The organism is Lysobacter enzymogenes (assembly GCF_023617245.1).
Taxonomy (GTDB): Bacteria; Pseudomonadota; Gammaproteobacteria; order Xanthomonadales; family Xanthomonadaceae; genus Lysobacter; species Lysobacter yananisis.
Window position 1 is genome coordinate 2,842,017 of the sequence record NZ_CP067396.1, and the last position, 19,353, is coordinate 2,861,369.

A 19,353-nucleotide genomic window follows, 5' to 3' on the forward strand; every position below is an offset into this window, starting at 1 on the left:
CTCACTCCTCGCTTTCAAGCGGCATCGACCAACTGCAACGGCCGCCGCGGCGCCACCCCCGCCACCGCCGCCGCGATCGCCGCGATATGCGCCGGCGAGGTGCCGCAGCAGCCGCCGACCAGGTTCAGCAGGCCGGCGCGGGCGAACTCGCCGAGCACCGCGGCCATGTCCTCGGGCGTCTCGTCGTAGCCGCCGAAGGCGTTGGGCAGGCCGGCGTTGGGGTGGGTGCTGACGTGGGCGTCGGCGATCTGCGACAGCACGTCGACGTGCACGCGCAGGTCCTTGGCGCCGAGCGCGCAGTTCAGGCCGATCGCGGTCGGCTGCACGTGCCGCACCGAGTACCAGAACGCCTCGGCGGTTTGGCCCGAGAGGGTGCGGCCGGAGGCGTCGGTGATGGTGCCGGAGATCATCACCGGCAGCCGCGCGCCGCGCGCGTCGAAGGCTTCCTCGATCGCGAACAGCGCGGCCTTGGCGTTGAGGGTGTCGAAGATGGTCTCGACCATCAGCACGTCGGCGCCGCCGTCGATCAGGCCGTCGGCGGCCTCGCGGTAGGCCTCGCGCAGCTGGTCGAAGCTGATCGCGCGGTAGCCGGGGCGGTTGACGTCCGGGCTCAGCGAAGCGGTGCGGCTGGTCGGGCCGAGCACGCCGATGACGAAGCGCGGACGCGCCGGGTCGAGCGCCTCGATCTCGTCGCACACGCCGCGGGCGAGCCTGGCGCCTTCGAAGTTGAGCTCGCGCGCCAGGTGCTGCAGGCCGTAGTCCTCCAGCGAGATCGTGGTCGAGTTGAAGGTGTTGGTCTCGACCAGGTCGGCGCCGGCCTGCAGGTACTCGCGGTGGATGCCGGCGATGATCTCGGGCCGGGTCAGGGTCAGCAGGTCGTTGTTGCCGCGCTGGTCGCGCGAGCACCCGCAGCCTTCGCCGTGCACGTGCTCGCCGTCGTGCTCGCGCGCCGGCGGCGAATACAGCCGGTCGTAGCCCTGCGCGAAGCGCTCGCCGCGATAGTCTTCCTCGCCCAGCGAGTGCTGCTGGATCATCGTGCCCATCGCGCCGTCGATGATCAGGATGCGCGCGGCCAGGCCGTTCAGCAGCGCTTGCGCGCGTTCGGGGTGGAGCCAGGGCAGTTGTTTCATCGGCGGTTCCTCACTTCTTGGCCGGCTTGCGCGCCGCGGGCGAAGCGGCCGCCGGCTCGGGCAGCGGCTTGCGCGCCATCAGCGCGATCACTTCGAAATGCGGCGGGCGGCGTTCGCGGGTGACGGTCTCGCAGCTGACGATGTCGAAGCCGGCCTTGGCCGCGAACTTCTGCAGGTCCTTCTCGGTGAAGCCGAGGTTGACGTGGCCGAAGGCCTCGACCGCGCCGCGGTGCTCGTGCCGGGCCAGGCTGGTCAGCAACACCCGGCCGCCGGGGCGCAGCACGCGCGCGGCCTCGGCCACGGCCTGGGCCGGTTGCTCGGCGTAGGTCAGCGCGTGCATCAGCACCACCAGGTCGAAGGTCTCGGCCGCGAACGGCAGCGCGTGCATGTCGCCCTCGCGCACTTCCACGTTGCGCAGCTTGCGCAGGCGCTCGGATGCGGCGGCGACGACCTTGGTGCTGGCGTCCAGGCAGATGTAGCGGTGCGAATGCGGCGCCAGCAATTCGGCCAGCACGCCGTCGCCGGAGGCGATGTCGAGCACGTCGCCGGGCTGCAGCAGCGGCAGCGCCGAGCGCGCCAGCGCCTCCCAAGTGCGGCCGGGCGAGTAGTGGCGTTCCATGTCGCCGGCGACCGAATCGGCCCAGTTCTGGTCGGAGGCGCGCATCGCCAGGACCGCGGGCACGCGCTCGGCGTCCTGGCGCAGCAACGGGTCGTCGCTGCCGGTGCTCAGGGTCTGCCACAGCGCGCGCTGGGCGTTGTCGAGCGCGCCCTCGTCGAAGCGGTAATAGGCCGAGACGCCGGCGCGGCGGTCGCGCACCAGCCCGGCTTCCTTGAGCTTGGACAGATGGGTGGACACGCGCGGCTGGGCCAGGCGGGTGATCGCCGAGAGCTCGGCCACGGTCAACTCCTCACGTTCGAGCAGGGCGAGCAGCCGCACGCGGGTGGCGTCGGCGAACACTTTGAGTCTTGCGGACCAGCCTTCGAGATCCATTGGGGGCGTCGGAGTGGGAAATGGAGAATGGGGAAGCGTTTACGGCGCGGGCGGAAGCGGGAGGCGCATCGCGCTTGCCGGTTCGGGCAAACGATTTCCCGGCTTCCATCAACGTATCGCGATATAGAGATGAGTGTGTGCCGGCCGTGCGCCCAGGTCAAGTCGTGCGGCGGCGCAGCAAGGCGCAACGGCGACTGAAGCGCGTGGGCGCGGGGCAGGGATGACGCCAGATCGGGGCAGCCGCATGGGTGGGGTTCTGCGGCGCGCGCGGCTACAATTCGCATTCGCGGCGCCGGGTACGGGCCGCGGACCAGGACGCGGAACCAACGCGCCGGTCGTTCCGGGATGACGCGGCGCCGCTTACGGGCGCGCCGCGCAAAAGGGGGAACGGCCGCGGCGCTCAACCAGCAGAGGTGCGACGTGGATTTTGGCTTTACCGAAGAGCAGTTGATGATCCAGGACGTGGCGCGCCGTATCGCCCAGGAGAAGATTGCTCCCAGCGCCGAGCACCATGACCAGACCGGCGAATTCCCGCTGGAGAACATCCGCACCCTCGGCGAGAACGGCCTGATGGGCATCGAGGTGCCGGCCGAGTACGGCGGCGCCGGCATGGACCCGGTCGCCTACGTGCTGGCCATGGTCGAGATCGCCGCCGGCGACGCCGCGCACTCGACCATCGTCTCGGTCAACAATTCGCTGTTCTGCAACGGCATCCTCAAGTTCGGCAGCGAAGAACAGAAGCAGCTGTACGTGCGCGCGATCGCCGAGGGCCGCGAAATCGGCGCCTTCGCCCTGACCGAGCCGCAGTCGGGCTCCGACGCCACGGCCATGCGCTGCAAGGCGGTCAAGCAGGCCGACGGCAGCTTCGTGATCAACGGCAAGAAGAGCTGGATCACCTCCGGCCCGGTCGCCAAGTACATCGTGCTGTTCGCGATGACCGACCCGGACAAGGGCGCGCGCGGCATCACCGCGTTCATGATCGACACCGCCAAGCCCGGCTTCCACCGCGGCAAGACCGAGCCCAAGCTCGGCATCCGCGCCTCGGCCACCTGCGAGATCGAATTCGAGGACTACGTGGCCCAGCCGGCCGACGTGCTCGGCGAGGAAGGCCACGGCTTCAAGATCGCCATGGGCGTGCTCGACGCCGGCCGCATCGGCATCGCCAGCCAGGCCATCGGCATCGCCCGCGCCGCCTACGAGCGCACCCTGGAGTACGTCAAGGAGCGCAAGGCCTTCGGCGCGCCGATCGGCACCTTCCAGATGACCCAGGCCAAGATCGCCGACATGAAGTGCAAGCTCGACGCGGCCCTGCTGCTGACCTTGCGCGCGGCCTGGCAGAAGGGCCAGACCGAGAAGAACGGCGGCCGCTTCAGCAACGAGGCGGCGATCGCCAAGCTCACCGCGTCCGAAGCGGCGATGTGGATCACCCACCAGGCCGTGCAGATCCACGGCGGCATGGGCTATTCGAAGGAGATGCCGCTGGAGCGCTATTTCCGCGACGCCAAGATCACCGAGATCTACGAAGGCACCAGCGAGATCCAGCGCCTGGTCATCGCCCGCAACGAAACCGGCCTGCGCTGACTTTCCGACCACGATGAAACGCTTCGGCTCGTCCCGGCCCACCGCCTGTCCTGAGGACGGCGGCACTGGCCTGCGCGCTGTCGTCGCCGCCGCCGCGCTTCACGCCGGCCCGCATTCCGGCCTTCGGGCCGGTGCGCGAGGCTGCGCCGCGGCGTCGCCCGACTACGGCGCCGGCGCTTTTGCCGCCGTGCGAATTCCGCTGCACCCGCCGCAATAACCTCTCTCTTGGCCCGCGCGCAAGCGTGGGCCTCATTCCATCCGGACCTCAAACGTTCCCATGAGCAGCAAACCCAAAGCTTCCAAGTCCGAACCCGCCAAACCGGCCGCCAAGGCCGTCAAGCCGGCTTCTGCCAAGCAAGCCACGGCCCGCGCCGCCGCCAAGCCGGCCAGCAAGTCCGCCGCCGCCAAGCCCGCCGCCGCCAAGCCGGCCGCCGCCAAGCCGGCCGCCGCCAAGCCGGCCGCCAAGAAGCCCGCCGGCCGCGCGCCGCAGCCGGCGCCGGTCGCGGACGTCCAGGCCGTCGACCTGCGCCCGATCGTCGAGGCCATGCGCAAGCGCCTGCCCAAGGCGCGCCATGCCGAGGCCGAGGCCTTCGCCCAGGCGTTCTACAAGCGCATGAGCGGCGACGAGATGCCGCAGCACGCGGCCGACGGTTGGGCCGCGCTGGCCGCGGACTTCCTCGACTTCGCCCGCGACCGCAAGCCCGGCAACGCGCTGGTGCGCCTGTTCAATCCGCAGCTCAAGAGCCACGGTTGGGAATCGCCGCACACCGTGCTGCAGATCGCCAACGACGACATGCCGTTCCTGGTCGACTCGGTGACCATGGCGCTGGCCGACCAGGGCATCGGCGTGCACGTGCTCGGCCACCCGGTGGTGGCGTTCCGTCGCGACAAGGCCGGCAAGCTGGCCGCGGTCGGCGAGGGCCAGGCCGAATCGCTGATGCACCTGGAGCTGGACCGGCAGACGCCGGAAGCGATGGCGCAGATCCAGCGCTCGCTGGAGACCGTGCTCGCCGACGTGCGCGCGATCGTGCGCGACTGGGCGCAGATGCGCGAGCGCATGAACCAGGTCGCCGAAGCGCTGCCGAACCAGGCCATGCCGATCGACGAAGACGGCAAGCGCGAGGCGCAGGCGTTCCTGCGCTGGGCCGCCGACAACCACTTCACCTTCCTGGGCTACCGCGAATACGAAGTGGTCGAGCAGGGCGGCGAGAGCGTGCTGCGCGCGATCAAGGACAGCGGCCTGGGCCTGCTGCGCGGCAAGTCGCCGGGCAAGCCGCGCGCGCTGACCTCGCTGGCCGCGCACTACATGCCGCAGTCGGGTTCGGTCGATGCGCTGATCCTGACCAAGACCAACGCGCGCTCGACCGTGCACCGTCCGGGCTACATGGACTACATCGGCGTGCTGAGCTTCGACGCCCAGGGCCGTCCGACCGGCGAAAAGCGCTTCCTCGGCCTGTACACCTCCAGCGCCTACAACCGCCGGCCGTGGGACATCCCGCTGGTGCGCCAGCGCCACGGCTACGTCATGCAGCACTCCGGCCTGCCGGCCGACAGCCACAGCGGCAAGGCCCTGCGCCACGTGCTGGAGACCCTGCCGCGCGACGAGCTGTTCCAGTCCGGCGAGGAGGAGCTGCTCAAGACCACCTCGGGCATCCTCGGCCTGCAGGAGCGCGTGCGCAGCAAGCTGTTCCTGCGCCGCGACCGCTACGGCCGCTATTTCTCGGTGCTGGTCTACATCCCGCGCGAGCGCTTCAACACCGACGTGCGCCTGCGCGTGGAGGCGATGCTCAAGGACCGGCTGCACGGCGAGCACGTCGACACCACCGTGCACATCGGCGAATCGCCGCTGGCCCAGGTGCACCTGATCGTGCGGCCGAAGTCGGGCGAAGCGGTCGAGGTCGACAACGCCGCGATCGAGGCGCAACTGGCCGAGATCGTGCGCAACCGCCAGGACGACCTGCGCGAGGCGCTGGTGCGCAACAACGGCGAGCAGCAGGGCCTGGCGCTGATCCAGCGCTACGGCCGCGCGCTGCCGCCGGGCTACATCGACGAGGTCTCCGCCGGCGTCGCCGCGCAGGACATCGCCCACCTGGCCGCGCTGACCGGTCCCGAGGACCTGCGCCTGAGCCTGTGCCGGACCCGTCCGGGCGAGGGCGGCCTGCGCTTCAAGTTCTACCGCCAGCTCGACGACATCCCGCTGTCGGACGCGCTGCCGATGATGGAGAACATGGGCCTGCGGGTGATCTCCGAGCACCCCTACCGGCTCACCGTCGACGCCCAGCCGGTCTACATCCAGGACTTCGAGGTCGAGACCGCCAACAACGACATCGACGTCGACCGCCTCGACGAGAACTTCGAGGAGGCCTTCGCCCAGATCTGGCGCGGCAACGCCGAGAACGACGGCTTCAACCGCCTGATCCTGGCCGCCAGCCTGTCCTGGCGCCAGGTCGCGATGCTGCGCGCGTACTGCAAGTACCTGCTGCAGGTCGGCGTGCCGTTCTCGCAGAGCTACGTCGAGGAGACCTTCGCCCGCTATCCGCTGCTGGCGCGGCTGCTGGTCGAGCTGTTCGAAGCGCGCTTCGACCCCAGCACCGGCAGCGAGAGCAAGGCCGAGATCAAGGCCGGCCAGGAGCGCCTGAAGGTCCAGTTCGAAGCCCTGCACAGCGGCGAAGACGCCGTGCGCGCCGCGCTCGAGCCGGTGATCGCCGCGCGCGCCGGCAAGCGCGAGGCCCAGGCCGAGGCCGCGGTGACCGCGCTGAAGTCGCTGCTCGACCGCGTCTCCAGCCTCGACGAAGACCGCATCCTGCGCAGCTTCATCGGCGCGATCAACGCGACCTTGCGCACCAGCTACTACCAGCGCGCGAGCGACGGTTCCGAGCGCGGCTACGTCAGCTACAAGTTCGATTCGGCCCAGGTGCCGGACCTGCCCAAGCCCAAGCCCTACCGCGAGATCTTCGTCTACGGCCCGCGCGTGGAAGGCGTGCACCTGCGCTTCGGCCCGGTCGCGCGCGGCGGCCTGCGCTGGTCGGACCGGCGCGAGGACTTCCGCACCGAGGTGCTGGGCCTGGTCAAGGCGCAGATGGTCAAGAACACGGTGATCGTGCCGGTCGGCTCGAAGGGCGGTTTCTTCGCCAAGCGTCCGCCGCTGGGCGGCGACCGCGACGCGGTGCTGGCCGAGGGCATCGCCTGCTACAAGATGTTCATCAACGGCCTGCTCGACATCACCGACAACATCGTCGACGGCAAGATCGTGCCGCCGCGCGACGTGGTGCGCCACGACAACGACGATCCGTACCTGGTGGTGGCCGCCGACAAGGGCACCGCGACCTTCTCCGACATCGCCAACGGCATCGCCGCCGAGCATAAGTTCTGGCTCGACGACGCGTTCGCCTCGGGCGGTTCGGTCGGTTACGACCACAAGGGCATGGGCATCACCGCCAAGGGCGCCTGGGAATCGGTCAAGCGCCACTTCCGCGCGCTCGGCCGCGACAGCCAGACCCAGGACTTCACCGCGGTCGGCATCGGCGACATGTCCGGCGACGTGTTCGGCAACGGCATGCTGCTGAGCGAGCACATCCGCCTGGTCGCCGCGTTCGACCACCGCCACATCTTCCTCGACCCGAACCCGGACGCGGCGCGCTCGTTCAAGGAACGCGACCGCATGTTCAAGCTGCCGCGCTCGAGCTGGGAGGATTACGACAAGGCGCTGATCAGCAAGGGCGGCGGCGTGTTCGCGCGCTCGGCCAAGTCGATCCCGCTGTCGGCCGAGGCCCGCGCCGCGCTCGGCATCGAAGGCAACGCCACCGCGCTGAGCCCGGCCGAGCTGATGAGCGCGATCCTCAAGGCGCCGGTCGACCTGCTGTGGAACGGCGGCATCGGCACCTACGTCAAGGCCTCCAGCGAGAGCAACGGCGACGTCGGCGACCGCGCCAACAACGCCCTGCGCGTCAACGGCGCGGACCTGCGCTGCAAGATGGTCGGCGAGGGCGGCAACCTCGGCCTGACCCAGCTCGGCCGGATCGAGGCGGCCCAGCACGGCGTGCTGCTCAACACCGACTTCATCGACAACTCCGCCGGCGTGGACACCTCCGACCACGAGGTCAACATCAAGATCCTGCTCAACGGGCAGGTGCAGGCGAAGAAGCTCACGCTGCCCGAGCGCAACAAGCTGCTGGCCTCGATGACCGACGAAGTCGCCGAGCTGGTGCTCAACGACAACTACCGCCAGAACCAGGCGATCAGCCTGATGGAGCGGATGAGCCTGACCCGCCTGGGCAGCAAGCTGCACTTCATCCGCACGCTCGAATCGCAGGGCCTGCTCGACCGCCAGATCGAGTTCCTGCCGTCCGACGCCGAGATCGCCGAGCGCAAGGCGCGCGGCCAGGGCCTGACCCGTCCGGAACTGTCGGTGCTGCTGTCGTACTCCAAGCTGGTCGCGTTCCAGCAGATGCTCGATTCCGACGTGCCGGAAGACCCGTACCTGTCCAAGGAACTGGTCCGCTACTTCCCGCAGCCGCTGCAGGCCAAGTACGCCAAGGCGATGGAGAACCACCGCCTGAAGCGCGAGATCATCGCCACCGCGGTGACCAACTCGACCATCAACCGGATGGGCGCGACCTTCCTGCTGCGCATGCAGGAAGACAGCGGCCGCACCCCGGGCGAGGTCGCCAAGGCCTTCACCATCACCCGCGAGACGCTCGACGCGCGCGAGCTGTGGGCGCAGATCGACGCGCTCGACGGCAAGGTCGCCGAGTCGACCCAGATCGACGCCCTGCAGGTGATCTGGAACCTGCAGCGCTCGTTCACCCGCTGGCTGCTGTCGCGTCCGGGCGCGATCCCCGACATCACCACCGCGGTGGAGCGCTACCACGACGGCTTCAAGAACATCCGCGCCGGCCACGGCATCCTCGGCGACGGCGAGCGCCCGACCCACGATGCCGCGTTCGCCGACTGGAAGGCCAAGGGCGTGCCGGAAGCGCTGGCCGCGCAGCTGGCGGCGCTGCCGTACCTGGAGCCGAGCTGCGACATCATCGAACTGGCGCGCGAGCGCAAGCTCAAGCCGGTCGACGTGGCCAAGGTTCACTTCCGCCTCGGCGAAGCGCTGCGCCTGCCGTGGCTGCAGGAGCAGATCGACGCGCTGGCGGTGGACGGCCGCTGGCACGCGGTCGCGCGCGGCGTGTTGCGCGAGGAACTGTCGACCCAGCAGCGCGTGCTGGTCGGCCAGGTGCTGAAGGTGCCGGGCGCCAACGCCGAAGCCAAGGTCAAGCAGTGGCTGAGCCGCGACGACCAGTCGCTGCGCTTCACCCTGGCGATGCTGACCGAACTGGCGGCGCAGAAGACCCTGGACTACCCGACCGCTTCGGTCGCGGTGCAGCGCCTGTCGCAGTTGGCCGCGCGCGGCTAAGCGCGATCAGCGGGGCCGGCGCTCGCGCCGGCTCCGCTGACTCGAACCGAGCCCTTCGCCCTCGCGGGCGAGGGGCTTTTTTGTGGCCGCTGCTGATGCGGGAGCGATGCGCTTGCGCAAGAGCTCTGGTGGGAGGGCCTTCAGGCCCGATGCTTTTCGGTCGGATCGCGGCGATCTGAAACAGAAACATCGGGCCTGAAGGCCCTCCCACTACAGGCCGCGCTTGCGCAATCGCTGCGTTGTCGCAGTCGCGGCTCGCGCCGCTCCTGCAAGGGGCAAGCGCGACAACATCGAAAACCGTGACTGCGTCGCGAAAACGGCCGGTGCGCAGCGAACCGCGCCGGATCGACCCGACACCAATCCCCCGCATCGGCCGGGTTATGCTGGCGCCGTCCTCCCGGAGCCGCCGATGACCGCGACGCCCCGCATCGCCTTTCTCGCCAGCCACACCGACGAAGCGCAGCGCGCGCTCGCCGATCTCAGCGCCGACCACGGCCAGTGCGAGCCGGCCGAAGCCGACATCCTGGTCGCGCTCGGCGGCGACGGCTTCATGCTGCAGACCCTGCATCGCCACGGCGCGCTCGGCAAACCCGTGTACGGGATGAAGCTGGGCACGGTCGGTTTCCTGATGAACCAGCACGCCGGCGGCGCCGGCGACTTGTTCGAACGCCTGGCCCAGGCCGAACCGGCGGTGCTGCGGCCGCTGGAGATGGTCGCCCAGACCGAATCCGGCGCGACCTTCGGCTCGCTGGCCTACAACGAGGTCTCGCTGCTGCGCCAGACCCGCCAGGCCGCGCACCTGCGCATCGACCTCAACGGCCAGACCCGCCTCGACGAACTGATCTGCGACGGCGTCCTGGTCGCGACCCCGGCCGGCAGCACCGCCTACAACTTCTCCGCCCACGGCCCGATCCTGCCGCTGGGCTCGGCGGTGATCGCGCTGACCCCGATCGCCGCGTTCCGCCCTCGGCGCTGGCGCGGCGCGCTGCTCAAGGCCGACACCGAAGTGCGCTTCCGCGTGCTCGACCCGTACAAGCGCCCGGTCAGCGCCACCGCCGATTCGCACGAAGTGCGCGACGTGGTCGAAGTCACCATCCGCGAGTCGCGCGACCGCACCGTCACCCTGCTGTTCGATCCGGAGCACAACCTGGAAGAGCGCATGTTGATCGAGCAGTTCACCAGCGGCTGAGCGGCGGCCGATCGGCGCCGGCCGGCCCGGGGCTCAGGCCAGGCGCCGCAGCAGCGCGCCCAGGCGCGGATGCGACAGATCGGGCAGGGCGGCCGCCTGCGCGGGCTCGAACCATTGCAGGCGCTGGTGTTCGTCGCCGAGCGCGCGCGGCTCGCCGACCCAGTCGCGCACCGCGTACAGGCGCAACACCACGCCGTCGAACGCGAACTCGGCCACGATGCGCGCGGCGGCCGCCGGGTCGGCGGGCGGGCCGACGCCGGTTTCCTCGCCCAGTTCGCGCCACAGCGCCTGCTCGGGCGTCTCGCCGGGTTCGACGTGGCCGCCGGGCAGGTCCCAGCGGCCGGGCGCCAGCCGTTTGTGCAGCGCGCGCAGGCCCAGCAGCACCAGCCCGTCGCGCAGCAACAGCGCGCCGACCCAACCGATGGGAGGCGTCGGGTCGGCGCTCATGGCACGCAGCGCTGCCGCAGGACGCTGCCGCGGCCCGGCGGGACGGCCGAAAATCGAAGGCAGCGGGGGCCGACGGCAGGCGTCATGCGCTTGGAAACTACTTTAAGTTCCGGTATTTAAATTATTCAAAAACAGATACTTAAGCAGTATTTATAAAGTCGAATCGAATGTAATGGCGACCGTCAGCCGCGCGCCCGCATCCGCCGCGCGATCTCGCTGACCGCGGCGATGCCCAAGGTCAGTCCCACCGTCGACAGCAATTGCACGCGCGGGCCCGGGGTCATCAGCGCGAGCACGAACACCAGCGCCAGGATGCCGAGGCCGAACCAGGTCACGTACGGGAATGCCCACATCTTGAACGGCAGCGCGGTGCCGGCGCGGTCGGCGCGGCGGCGCAGGATCAGCTGCGCGACCAGCGACAGCGTCCACACCAAAAGACAGGTCGAACCCACCACGTTCAACAGCGCAGGCAACACCTTGTCCGGATACAGCAGCTCCAGCGCGGTGGCGATGAAGCCGAACGCCACGCTCGCCAGCACCGCCGCCACCGGCACCTGGCTGCGGCTGAGGCGGGCGAGGAAGCGCGGCGCTTCCTGGCGCTGGGCCAGCGAGTAGATCATGCGCGAGGCGCCGTAGAGGTTGGCGTTGAGCGCCGACAGCAGCGCCACCACCGCGACCAGGGTGATGGCGGTGGCCGCGCCGGGGATCCGCGCCGCTTCCAGCACCGCCGCGAACGGCGACTTCAAGGCCTCGCTGGTCCACGGCACCACCGCGATGATCACCGCCAGCGAGCCGATGTAGAACACCAGGATGCGCCAGGCCACGGTGCGGATCGCCTGGGTGATGCTGCGCTGCGGGTCCTGGGTCTCGGCCGCGGCGACCGCGACGATCTCGGTGCCGCCGAAAGCGAACACCACCACCAGCAGGGCCGCGCCGATGCCGGCCCAGCCCTTGGGCGCGAAGCCGCCGTGTTCGGTGAAGTGGCTCAGGCCCGGCGAGGGCACGTCCGGCAGCAGGCCCAGCAGCAGGGCGGCGCCGATGGCGATGAAGATCAGGATCGCGGCGACTTTCAGGATCGCGAACCAGAACTCGAACTCGCCGAAGTTGCGCACCCCCAGCAGGTTGACCAGGGTGAAGGCGCTCATGAACACCAGCGACGTGGCCGCGACCGGCAATTGCGGCCACACCGTCGCCAGCAGGCCGGCGGCGCCGACCGACTCGGCCGCCACCACGATCACGATCTGCACCCACCACAGCCAGCCTAGGGTCGCGCCCGCGGTCGGGCCCATGGCGTCGGCGGCGTAGACCGAGAACGCGCCGCTGGTCGGCCGCGCCGCGGCCATCTCGCCGAGCGCGCGCATGACGATGATGATCAGGGTGCCGGCGATCAGATAGGACAACAGCACCGCCGGCCCCGCGGTCTGCACGCCGACGCCCGAGCCCAGGAACAGCCCGGCGCCGATCGCGCTGCCCAGTCCCATCATCACCAGCTGGCGCGACTTGAGGGCGTGGCCGAGCTGCGGATCGGCGGAAGCGGCGGCGGGACTGGCGGTCATCGAGCGGGTCCGGGGTGCGGCGGGAAGTGCGGCACGATACCGCATCGGCGGCGGGGGCGAGCGCGGCGGCGGCGGGGCGGGCGCGGTGAGATGCCGGCTTGTCCGGATCGGTGTCGCCGTCGGGGTATCGCGGTCGCGGCTTGCGCCGGCCGGCTTCGTGATGCCGCACCGCGTCTTGTAGGAGCGGCGCAAGCCGCGACCGCGCCAATGCAACGACCGCGCACCTCGATCCCGACCGCATTCGCCCCAAACCCGAACGCCAAACCCGGCGGCCGAATCTCAGCTCCCGATTCCCGCCTCAGGCACAATAGCCCCATGCCCGACCGCGATGCCGACCCGTTGATTGTCGCGATTTCCTCGCGAACCCTGTTCGACATGGAAGAGAGCCACTCGCTGTTCGAGCGCGAGGGCATCGACGCCTATGCCGCCTTCCAGCGCGCGCGCGAGGACGACGTCCTGCGCCCGGGCATCGCCTTCCCGCTGGTGCGCAAGCTGCTCGCGCTCAACCGCGATGCGCCGGCGGAGGCGCCGCGGGTCGAGGTGATCCTGATCTCGCGCAATTCCGCCGACAGCGGCCTGCGCATCTTCAACTCGATCGCCCACCACGGCCTGTCGATCAAGCGCGCGGCGTTCAGCAACGGCGCGCCGCCGTTCCCCTACATCCGCCCGTTCGGCGCCGACCTGTTCCTGTCGGCCAACGCCCAGGACGTGAGCGCCGCGCTGGAAGCCGGGATCGCCGCGGCGACCCTGCTGCCGGCGGTGCCCAACGCCAAGCTGGCGCCGCACCTGCCGGCGGACCAACTGCGCATCGCCTTCGACGGCGACGCGGTGATCTTCGACGACGAGGGCGAGCGGGTCTCGCGCGAGGGCGGCCTGGCCGCGTTCGCCGAGCACGAGCGCAACCACGCCGGCGAGCCGCTGTCGGGCGGGCCGTTCCGCGGCTTCCTCGATGCGCTGCACCGGCTGCAGGCGGCGTTCCCGGTCGGCCAGGACGCGCCGATCCGCACCGCGCTGGTGACCGCGCGCTCGGTGCCCGCGCACGAACGGGTGATCCGCACCCTGCGCGAATGGGACATCCGCCTGGACGAGGCGCTGTTCCTCGGCGGCCGCGCCAAGGGGCCGTTCCTGGAGGCGTTCGGCGCCGACATCTTCTTCGACGATTCGGAGAACAACATCGCCTCCGCGCGCGGGCACGTGGCGGCGGGGCATGTGCCGCACGGGGTCGCGAACCGCTGAGGCGCGAGGCCGGCGGTGCTGTTGTAGGAGCGGTGCGAGCCGCGACCGCGACAACGCAGCTGTTGCGAAGGGTTCGGCGCAGGCGCGTTGTCGCGGTCGCGGCTCGCGCCGCTCCTACAGCGAGCCGGCCCGGTTTCGCCGGATCCGAAACGACGCAAGCCACGCCGATGGGCGTGGCTTGCGAGGGCGCCGCGCGCTGGCGGCTCGGCTCAGTTCCAGGATTGCTTGACGATCATGTCCGCGCGGCAGGTGCCGGCCTTGCACTCGCGGGCGCGGTCGCGCAGGTACTCGGTGCGCTCGCGGTTGACCCGGTAGTTGCAGTCGACGTTGATGCTGCCGGAGTTCTCGCAGCTGGCGTCGCGGTGCTTGATCCACTGCAGCTGGGTCTGCTTGAGCTGGCTCTTGGCCGGTTCCTTGGCGACGCCGCGCAGATCGTTGTAGGCGGCGTTGAGTTCCTTGTCCGACTCCAGGAACAGCTTGGCGAAGCAATAGGTCTTGTCGTAGCTGGTGCGGTACTTGTCGCACTCGCCCTGGGCATAGGCGTTGCCGGCGGCCAGCCCGAGCAGGGCGAAGGCAAGGGCGGGGAAGATCGTTTTCATGGCGTTCCAGTCCAAGTCGTGTGGCGGTGACGATCGGGGCCGGGCATGCCTGTCCGGCCGGCGCCGCGCGCGGCGCGGGCGGCGTTGGCGTGAAAGTATTGCCGCTCCCCCGGGAAAGCAAGCGCCGGTGGGCGATCCCCATGTAGGAGCGGCGCGAGCCGCGACCGCGACGAAGCAGCTACGCCGGATCCTCTCCAAGCCGGGTATTCCACGAGCCGGCTTTTCCACGAGCCGGCTTTTCCACGAGCAAGCTCTGCCCCAAGGCCGACTCGTCCACAGACCAAATCTCTCGCAAGCCGAATCTCTCGCAACAGTTGCGCTGTCGCGGTCGCGACTCGCGTCGCTCCTACAAGGGGCTTCAGGGCAGCATCTTGTCCAGCGGCAGCCGCACCTCGGTCACCCGCCAGCTCAGGCCCTGGCGGGTCAGCACGAACACCACCGGGTCGCCGTCGGCGTTGGCCACCGTCGCGGTGAACCGCGACGGGGTTTCGAAGCGGTAGCTCAGGCGCTTGAGCGGTTCGGCCGGCTCGACCGGGGCATAGGCGTCGCGCGGCGGCGCGGACGGATCCAAGCGCTTGAGCAGGTTGCGTCCTTCCAGCACCGCGCCGATGCCCATCGGCGTGGCGATGGCGTCGACCGCGCCGCCGGCGACGCTGCTGGCCATGCCCAGCCCGATCGCGCCGAGCAGGCTGGACTGCACCGAAGGCCCGGCGCGGCGCACCAGATAGTCGTCGACCTGGGCTTTCAGGCCCAGCCGCACCGAGGCGAAGTCCACGTGCTTGGACAGCGCGGCGGTATCGCCCTGCTTGACCGCGGTGCGGATGGCGTTGACGGTCATGAACGGTCCGGCGGCGACCCAGCCGAGCACTAGCGCGGCGGCCACGACCAGGGCGGCGATCCATTTCTTCATGGCGGCGATCCTTGTGGGCAGACGCCAGGATAGTCGGGGAGGATCGGGGCGGCATTAAAAGCGGCCAACGATGGCGCCGCGGCGGCGCGCAACAGAATGGGGCCCGCTGCGCTGCAGCATCATGCGCAGGCCAGCAACGGCGGGCGGCCGCCCTGCGGGAGTACAGGCATCCCCTACATGTCACCGGCGCCGATCATCTCTGTGCGTTGCTGATCGGGCAGCGCCGAGGCCGGGCCGCGATCACCGCGTTGCAGCTGCCGCGACCCGCCGACGGACTTCGCGGCGGCGCGCTCCGGATCGGCGCGATGAGCGCCGCATCCGGAGCGGCCGGGATCGCGCTCTGCGGCGGCGATCAGGCCGTAGCGGCCTGGATTCCGCTGGCGTCGATGACGGCGATGGCCTGGTTGCCTTCGACGACCACGCGATCGTAGTGAGGACCGTCGCCGGCATCCTTGGCTGCGGCGCTGACCTGGACGACCTCCGTGGTGCATACCGCGACCGCCTTGGGCGTGATCAGCAAGGTCCCGCCAACGATGCTGCGCATGCGGTCGCGCAGGATCATCGCGGCTTGGAGCAGTTGCCAGCGCGTGTTCTTGTGCGCTTCGCGGTTGATGCAGTTCATGGCGTCGTCCGATGCCTGTTCCAGCGCCGCTACCAGCTTGTCCTCGGCATCCGTCAATTTCTTATCGTTGCCCATGATGGTTCTCCTTGAGTTGGGGCGGCGGGGTCAGAATGCCGCTGCGAGGCCGACGAACACGCCGACCAGATCCATGAATTGACGGTAGGCCAACTCGGCCCGGCGCTGGCGCTGGCGCGCGTTGGGACGGTCGGCGATCAGCGACGACAACTCGCCGTGCGCCTTCGAGGCCGCGTACATGAGGCCCGCGGCCTTGGCGCTGCAAAAGCGGGTCAGTCCCTTTTTCTGGACGATCGGCGAATTCTCGCAACGTTCGGTCTCGCGTTCGCTCTGCCATTGCTCCTGTTGATTTCGATAAAGATCGTCGAGGATCCGCATGCGCCCCGCGGCATCCAGGCGGCTGGCGGCGTCGCTGTCTATCGCCAATTTGCGGGCCTCTTGGGCGGCCTTCCTATCGAAATTGTCTTCCTTTTTCTCATCGAGCAAATCCTCGGCCAATTGTTCGAGTTGGACCTGGGCCGCGGCACCGTTTCGCTTGAACTCCTCGCGGATCGCGTTGGCGCTGTCCCCGTTGCGGGAAATCGCTTCGAGCGCATTCAACAGATCGGACACCGCACCGACCTTGGCATCGGCGACCGGTGCGCCTTCCAATGCCGTGGTCAGATTGTTGAAGTCGGCCGCCACTTGCCCGAAGTTCTTGGCGGCAACCAGCTCCGGGTCGGCGGCGGTCTCGGCCAGTATCGACACGTAATCGGAAACGAACTGCAAGGAACGGAACTGCGCATCGAAGGTTTTGTATTCCAGCTTGTATTTCAGCGCTAAGCAGGTTTTGGCCACGGACGAGGCCTTGGCGAGGGCAGCCTGCGCAGCATCATCGCGCAGCGCCGGCGGTACGCAACGCGCATCGAGTGCGTACATCAGTCCGTGCAATTGTTGGTTGCTGTGGATGCGATCGATATAGGAAGTTTCGGCAGCGGCGGTGGCCGTTGCGGCCTTGGCGCTGAAATCCCGAGTTTCCAGTCGAAGCAGTTGGTTCTTTACGCAGCCCGTAGCGAACAGGAACGACAGGGCCAGGACGGACCCGGCGAGCTGGTGCCATTGCATATTCCCCTCCTTGAGTGACGACGGCTTCCGTGTCTGGAGCCCTCGCGTTGCTGGTATCAACGCAATCGCCGAGGCGACGCGGACAGCACTGGCGCAGGCGTGGCCTCTGCGCAAACACCTAGCGCGGAAGGTTGGTGCGGTATAGGTGGTCTATGGCACGTTTGATTTGCTTGGTAGGCACACTTAAGCGGTAGCACGCGGACTGCGTGCGTGTGGCCGTCGTGAGCGAAAAGGGCGAGGAGGGCGCGCAAGCGGTCCAGCCTCCGGACAGTGCTCGTCCTCGTCGCTCTTTCTTTGTTTCAGAACTCCAGATCCAGCGCCGCGCACAGGTAATCGGCGAACGGCGCCAACCCGGCCAGGTCCTTTTCCAGCGTGGACAGCAGGCGCGGGCCGGTCATGACCGCGTCGTCGAGGCTGCGGTAGGCGACGAAGTTCTTGCGCTTGAGGTCGTCGGCGAATTCGAACTCGGGCGGGAAGCCGCGCGGCGCGCGGGTCAACACCTCGCTGTCGTCGAGGTCGAAGCGCTTGCGGAACTTGGCGTCGTGCGCGGCGGCTTTCCAGCTGCCGGGGTTGTCGAAGACGAAGTGGCGGATCTTGCGCAAGGTCTCGGGCGCCGGATGCCAGACGCCGGCGGCGACGAAGCACTCGCCCTGGGCGAGGTGGATGTAGAACGAAGGCGCCTCGACCTGGCGCCCGCGCTCGTGGAACAGGCGCGCGCCCTGCCAGCTCTTGTACGGCGCCTTGTCGTTGGCGAAGCGGGTGTCGCGCTGGATCCGGAACAGCGAGCCGCCGACGTTCCTGGGTTCGCTGCGGTAGTGCTCGCTGACCTGGGCCAGCCCCGGCTGCAGGTCGCCGAGCAGGCGCAGGAACGGGCCGCGCACGTGTTCGTCGTAGGCGGCCTTGTGGGCGTGGAACCACTCGCGATTGTTGTTGCGCGCCAGCGAGCGCAGGAACTTGAAGCTGGCGTCGGAGAAGTAGCTGGGCATGAGGGCAGGCTATAACGGGTTAGGAGTCAGAGATCGGCGGATCGCGCGACTACGGTAGCGGGCGGGAAGTTAACGCCGGGTTTGGCGTCGGCCGCGATCCGCCGGCTCGCAGCCGCGCATTCCCGGGTTTCGGCTGTCACGCGTGCAGTTCGCGCCACAGCCCGCGGCCCCAGTCCTCCAGCCGATCCAGCAAGGCCTGCTTGGCGCCGTCTTCGCCGGCGTGGGCGCGGACCTGGCGCAGCTCTTCGGCGAAGCGGGCGAAGCTGTATTCCGACAGGCCCGATTCGCCGTCCAGGCGCTGGCGGCGGTAGTCGTCCCAGCGCTCGCGTTCGGCCGCGCTGAGGCTCTGCGGCCAGTTGCGCGCGCGGTAGCGGAACAGCAGTTCGGGCAGGCGCGCGTCGCGGAACTCGAACGCGGCGTGCGCCAGTTCCTCCGGCGCGGCGGCGCGCACGCCGCGGAACAGGCGCTTGTCGCCGTCGCCGATGAAGGCGTCGTAGAGCGAGGCGTCGGCGTCGGCGGGCGCGCGCGCGGCGTCGCGGGCGTAGACGCGGCGGACTTTCTCGACCAGATCGGGGCCGGCTTCGCGCAACTGCGCGGCGCGGTATTCGGCGCGCACCGGATCGATGCTCAGGCGCTCGAAGTCGTCCGCGCGCAGGTGGTTCCAGGCGGTCAGCGCCGGGCAGCGGTTGAGGTGCACTTCCTTGAGCGCGACCCGCTCCTCGCCTTCGGGCAGGTCGGCCGACGGGGTGTAGAGGCGGTCGGCGATCTCGTCCGCGGCCAGGTCCAGCAACGCCTGCGGGTCCTGTTCCAGGTCGAACACGACGATGCGGCTGTCGATGCGCGGGTGCCGCGCCAACGGGATCACCGGCGCCGCGCACAGGCGCGCGGCCGGATAGCGCGAGGACACGTGCAGGGCCGGCTGCATCGCGATGGGGTCGAGCAGGCTGGCGGCGAAACGCTTGTCGCGCAGGCGCAGCGCGTATTCCCACAGCCGCGGCTGCGACTGCTTGAGCTTGCGCGCGATGCCGATCAAGGCGCGCACGTCCGACAGCGCCTCGTGGGCGTCGCCGACGCGCACGTCGTTGGCGACGGCCAGGTGTTCGAGCTTGAACGAAGTGAAGCCGTCCTCGCGCTGCGGCCACTGCAGCCCGTCCGGACGCAGCGCGCGCGCCAGCCGCAGCACGTCGAGCAGGTCCCAGCGCGAGTTGCCGTTGCGCCATTCGCGCTCGTAGGCGTCGTAGAAATTGCGGAACAGGCCGTAGCGGACGAATTCGTCGTCGAAGCGCAGCGAGTTGTAGCCGGCGGTGCAGGTCTGCGGCCGTGCCATTTCCTCGAAGATCAGGGCGAAGATCTGCGCCTCGGTCACGCCGTCGCGCAGCGCGTCCTGCGGCGCGATGCCGGTGATCAGGGTCGCCATCGGCGAGGGCAGCAGGTCGTCGGCGGGCTTGACGAAGACGCTGATCGGCGCCTCGACCTCGTTGAGCTCGGCGTCGGTGCGCATCGCCGCGAACTGGGCGATGCGGGTCGTGCGCGGGTCGGCGCCGAAGGTTTCCAGGTCGTAGAACAGGAAGCTGGCCGGCATG

The 19,353-nt window shown here is 69.4% G+C and carries 15 protein-coding genes; 4 read left to right on the forward strand and 11 right to left on the reverse strand.

What is annotated here, in order from left to right; genetic code table 11:
• Nucleotides 1-14: 14 nt before the first annotated feature.
• The gene (locus JHW41_RS11985) at nucleotides 15-1,130 is read right to left on the reverse strand and encodes a homocysteine S-methyltransferase family protein (protein WP_250450276.1); all 1,116 of its coding nucleotides are present in this window, start codon (nucleotides 1,128-1,130) and stop codon (nucleotides 15-17) included.
• A 10-nt stretch (nucleotides 1,131-1,140) separates the two neighbouring features.
• Entirely contained in the window at nucleotides 1,141-2,121 is a 981-nt protein-coding gene (locus JHW41_RS11990) for an ArsR/SmtB family transcription factor (RefSeq protein ID WP_057947741.1), read from the reverse strand.
• Nucleotides 2,122-2,541: 420 nt separating this feature from the next.
• Here JHW41_RS11990 and JHW41_RS11995 point away from each other — a divergent pair, with 420 nt between their 5' ends.
• Complete coding sequence (locus tag JHW41_RS11995) at nucleotides 2,542-3,702, forward strand: acyl-CoA dehydrogenase family protein (RefSeq protein WP_057947740.1); 1,161 nt, start codon at nucleotides 2,542-2,544, stop codon at nucleotides 3,700-3,702.
• Nucleotides 3,703-3,979: 277 nt separating this feature from the next.
• Complete coding sequence (locus JHW41_RS12000) at nucleotides 3,980-9,106, forward strand: NAD-glutamate dehydrogenase (RefSeq protein WP_250450278.1); 5,127 nt, start codon at nucleotides 3,980-3,982, stop codon at nucleotides 9,104-9,106.
• Here the strand turns inward: JHW41_RS12000 and JHW41_RS26940 are convergent.
• Entirely contained in the window at nucleotides 9,003-9,476 is a 474-nt protein-coding gene (locus tag JHW41_RS26940; RefSeq protein ID WP_428995509.1) for a DUF6053 domain-containing protein, read from the reverse strand. The two genes, JHW41_RS12000 and JHW41_RS26940, sit on opposite strands and share 104 nt — an antisense overlap.
• Nucleotides 9,477-9,515: 39 nt before the next feature.
• Here JHW41_RS26940 and JHW41_RS12005 point away from each other — a divergent pair, with 39 nt between their 5' ends.
• Complete coding sequence (locus JHW41_RS12005; protein WP_057947738.1) at nucleotides 9,516-10,295, forward strand: NAD kinase; 780 nt, start codon at nucleotides 9,516-9,518, stop codon at nucleotides 10,293-10,295.
• Nucleotides 10,296-10,328: 33 nt separating this feature from the next.
• Here the strand turns inward: JHW41_RS12005 and JHW41_RS12010 are convergent, their stop codons facing one another.
• Complete coding sequence (locus JHW41_RS12010; RefSeq protein WP_250450280.1) at nucleotides 10,329-10,742, reverse strand: NUDIX domain-containing protein; 414 nt, start codon at nucleotides 10,740-10,742, stop codon at nucleotides 10,329-10,331.
• A gap of 182 nt (nucleotides 10,743-10,924) precedes the next feature.
• On the reverse strand, nucleotides 10,925-12,298 hold the full coding sequence (locus JHW41_RS12015; RefSeq protein ID WP_250450282.1) for an amino acid permease: 1,374 nt from the start codon (nucleotides 12,296-12,298) through the stop codon (nucleotides 10,925-10,927).
• A gap of 315 nt (nucleotides 12,299-12,613) precedes the next feature.
• Between JHW41_RS12015 and JHW41_RS12020 the strand changes: the two genes are divergently transcribed.
• Nucleotides 12,614-13,534, forward strand: a complete 921-nt coding sequence (locus JHW41_RS12020) for a 5'-nucleotidase (RefSeq protein WP_250450284.1) — start codon at nucleotides 12,614-12,616, stop codon at nucleotides 13,532-13,534.
• A 209-nt stretch (nucleotides 13,535-13,743) separates the two neighbouring features.
• Here JHW41_RS12020 and JHW41_RS12025 read toward each other — a convergent pair whose 3' ends face one another.
• From JHW41_RS12025 to sbcB, 6 genes are all read right to left on the reverse strand, one after another.
• A complete protein-coding gene (locus JHW41_RS12025) occupies nucleotides 13,744-14,133 on the reverse strand; it encodes a lysozyme inhibitor LprI family protein (RefSeq protein ID WP_078998210.1) in 390 nt (129 codons plus the stop codon).
• A 358-nt stretch (nucleotides 14,134-14,491) separates the two neighbouring features.
• Nucleotides 14,492-15,043, reverse strand: coding sequence for a DUF2939 domain-containing protein (locus JHW41_RS12030; protein ID WP_250450286.1), 552 nt, complete (start codon nucleotides 15,041-15,043; stop codon nucleotides 14,492-14,494).
• 352 nt (nucleotides 15,044-15,395) lie between these two features.
• Nucleotides 15,396-15,740 carry a hypothetical protein gene (locus tag JHW41_RS12035; protein WP_057947733.1) on the reverse strand — a complete coding sequence of 115 codons (345 nt, stop codon included), beginning with the start codon at nucleotides 15,738-15,740 and terminating at the stop codon, nucleotides 15,396-15,398.
• Between the two features lie 30 nt (nucleotides 15,741-15,770).
• On the reverse strand, nucleotides 15,771-16,784 hold the full coding sequence (locus tag JHW41_RS12040; protein ID WP_250450296.1) for a hypothetical protein: 1,014 nt from the start codon (nucleotides 16,782-16,784) through the stop codon (nucleotides 15,771-15,773).
• Nucleotides 16,785-17,083: 299 nt separating this feature from the next.
• Entirely contained in the window at nucleotides 17,084-17,770 is a 687-nt protein-coding gene (locus JHW41_RS12045; RefSeq protein WP_078998207.1) for a DUF2461 domain-containing protein, read from the reverse strand.
• A gap of 136 nt (nucleotides 17,771-17,906) precedes the next feature.
• Entirely contained in the window at nucleotides 17,907-19,352 is a 1,446-nt protein-coding gene (gene sbcB / locus JHW41_RS12050) for an exodeoxyribonuclease I (protein ID WP_250450298.1), read from the reverse strand.
• Nucleotide 19,353 lies beyond the last annotated feature (1 nt).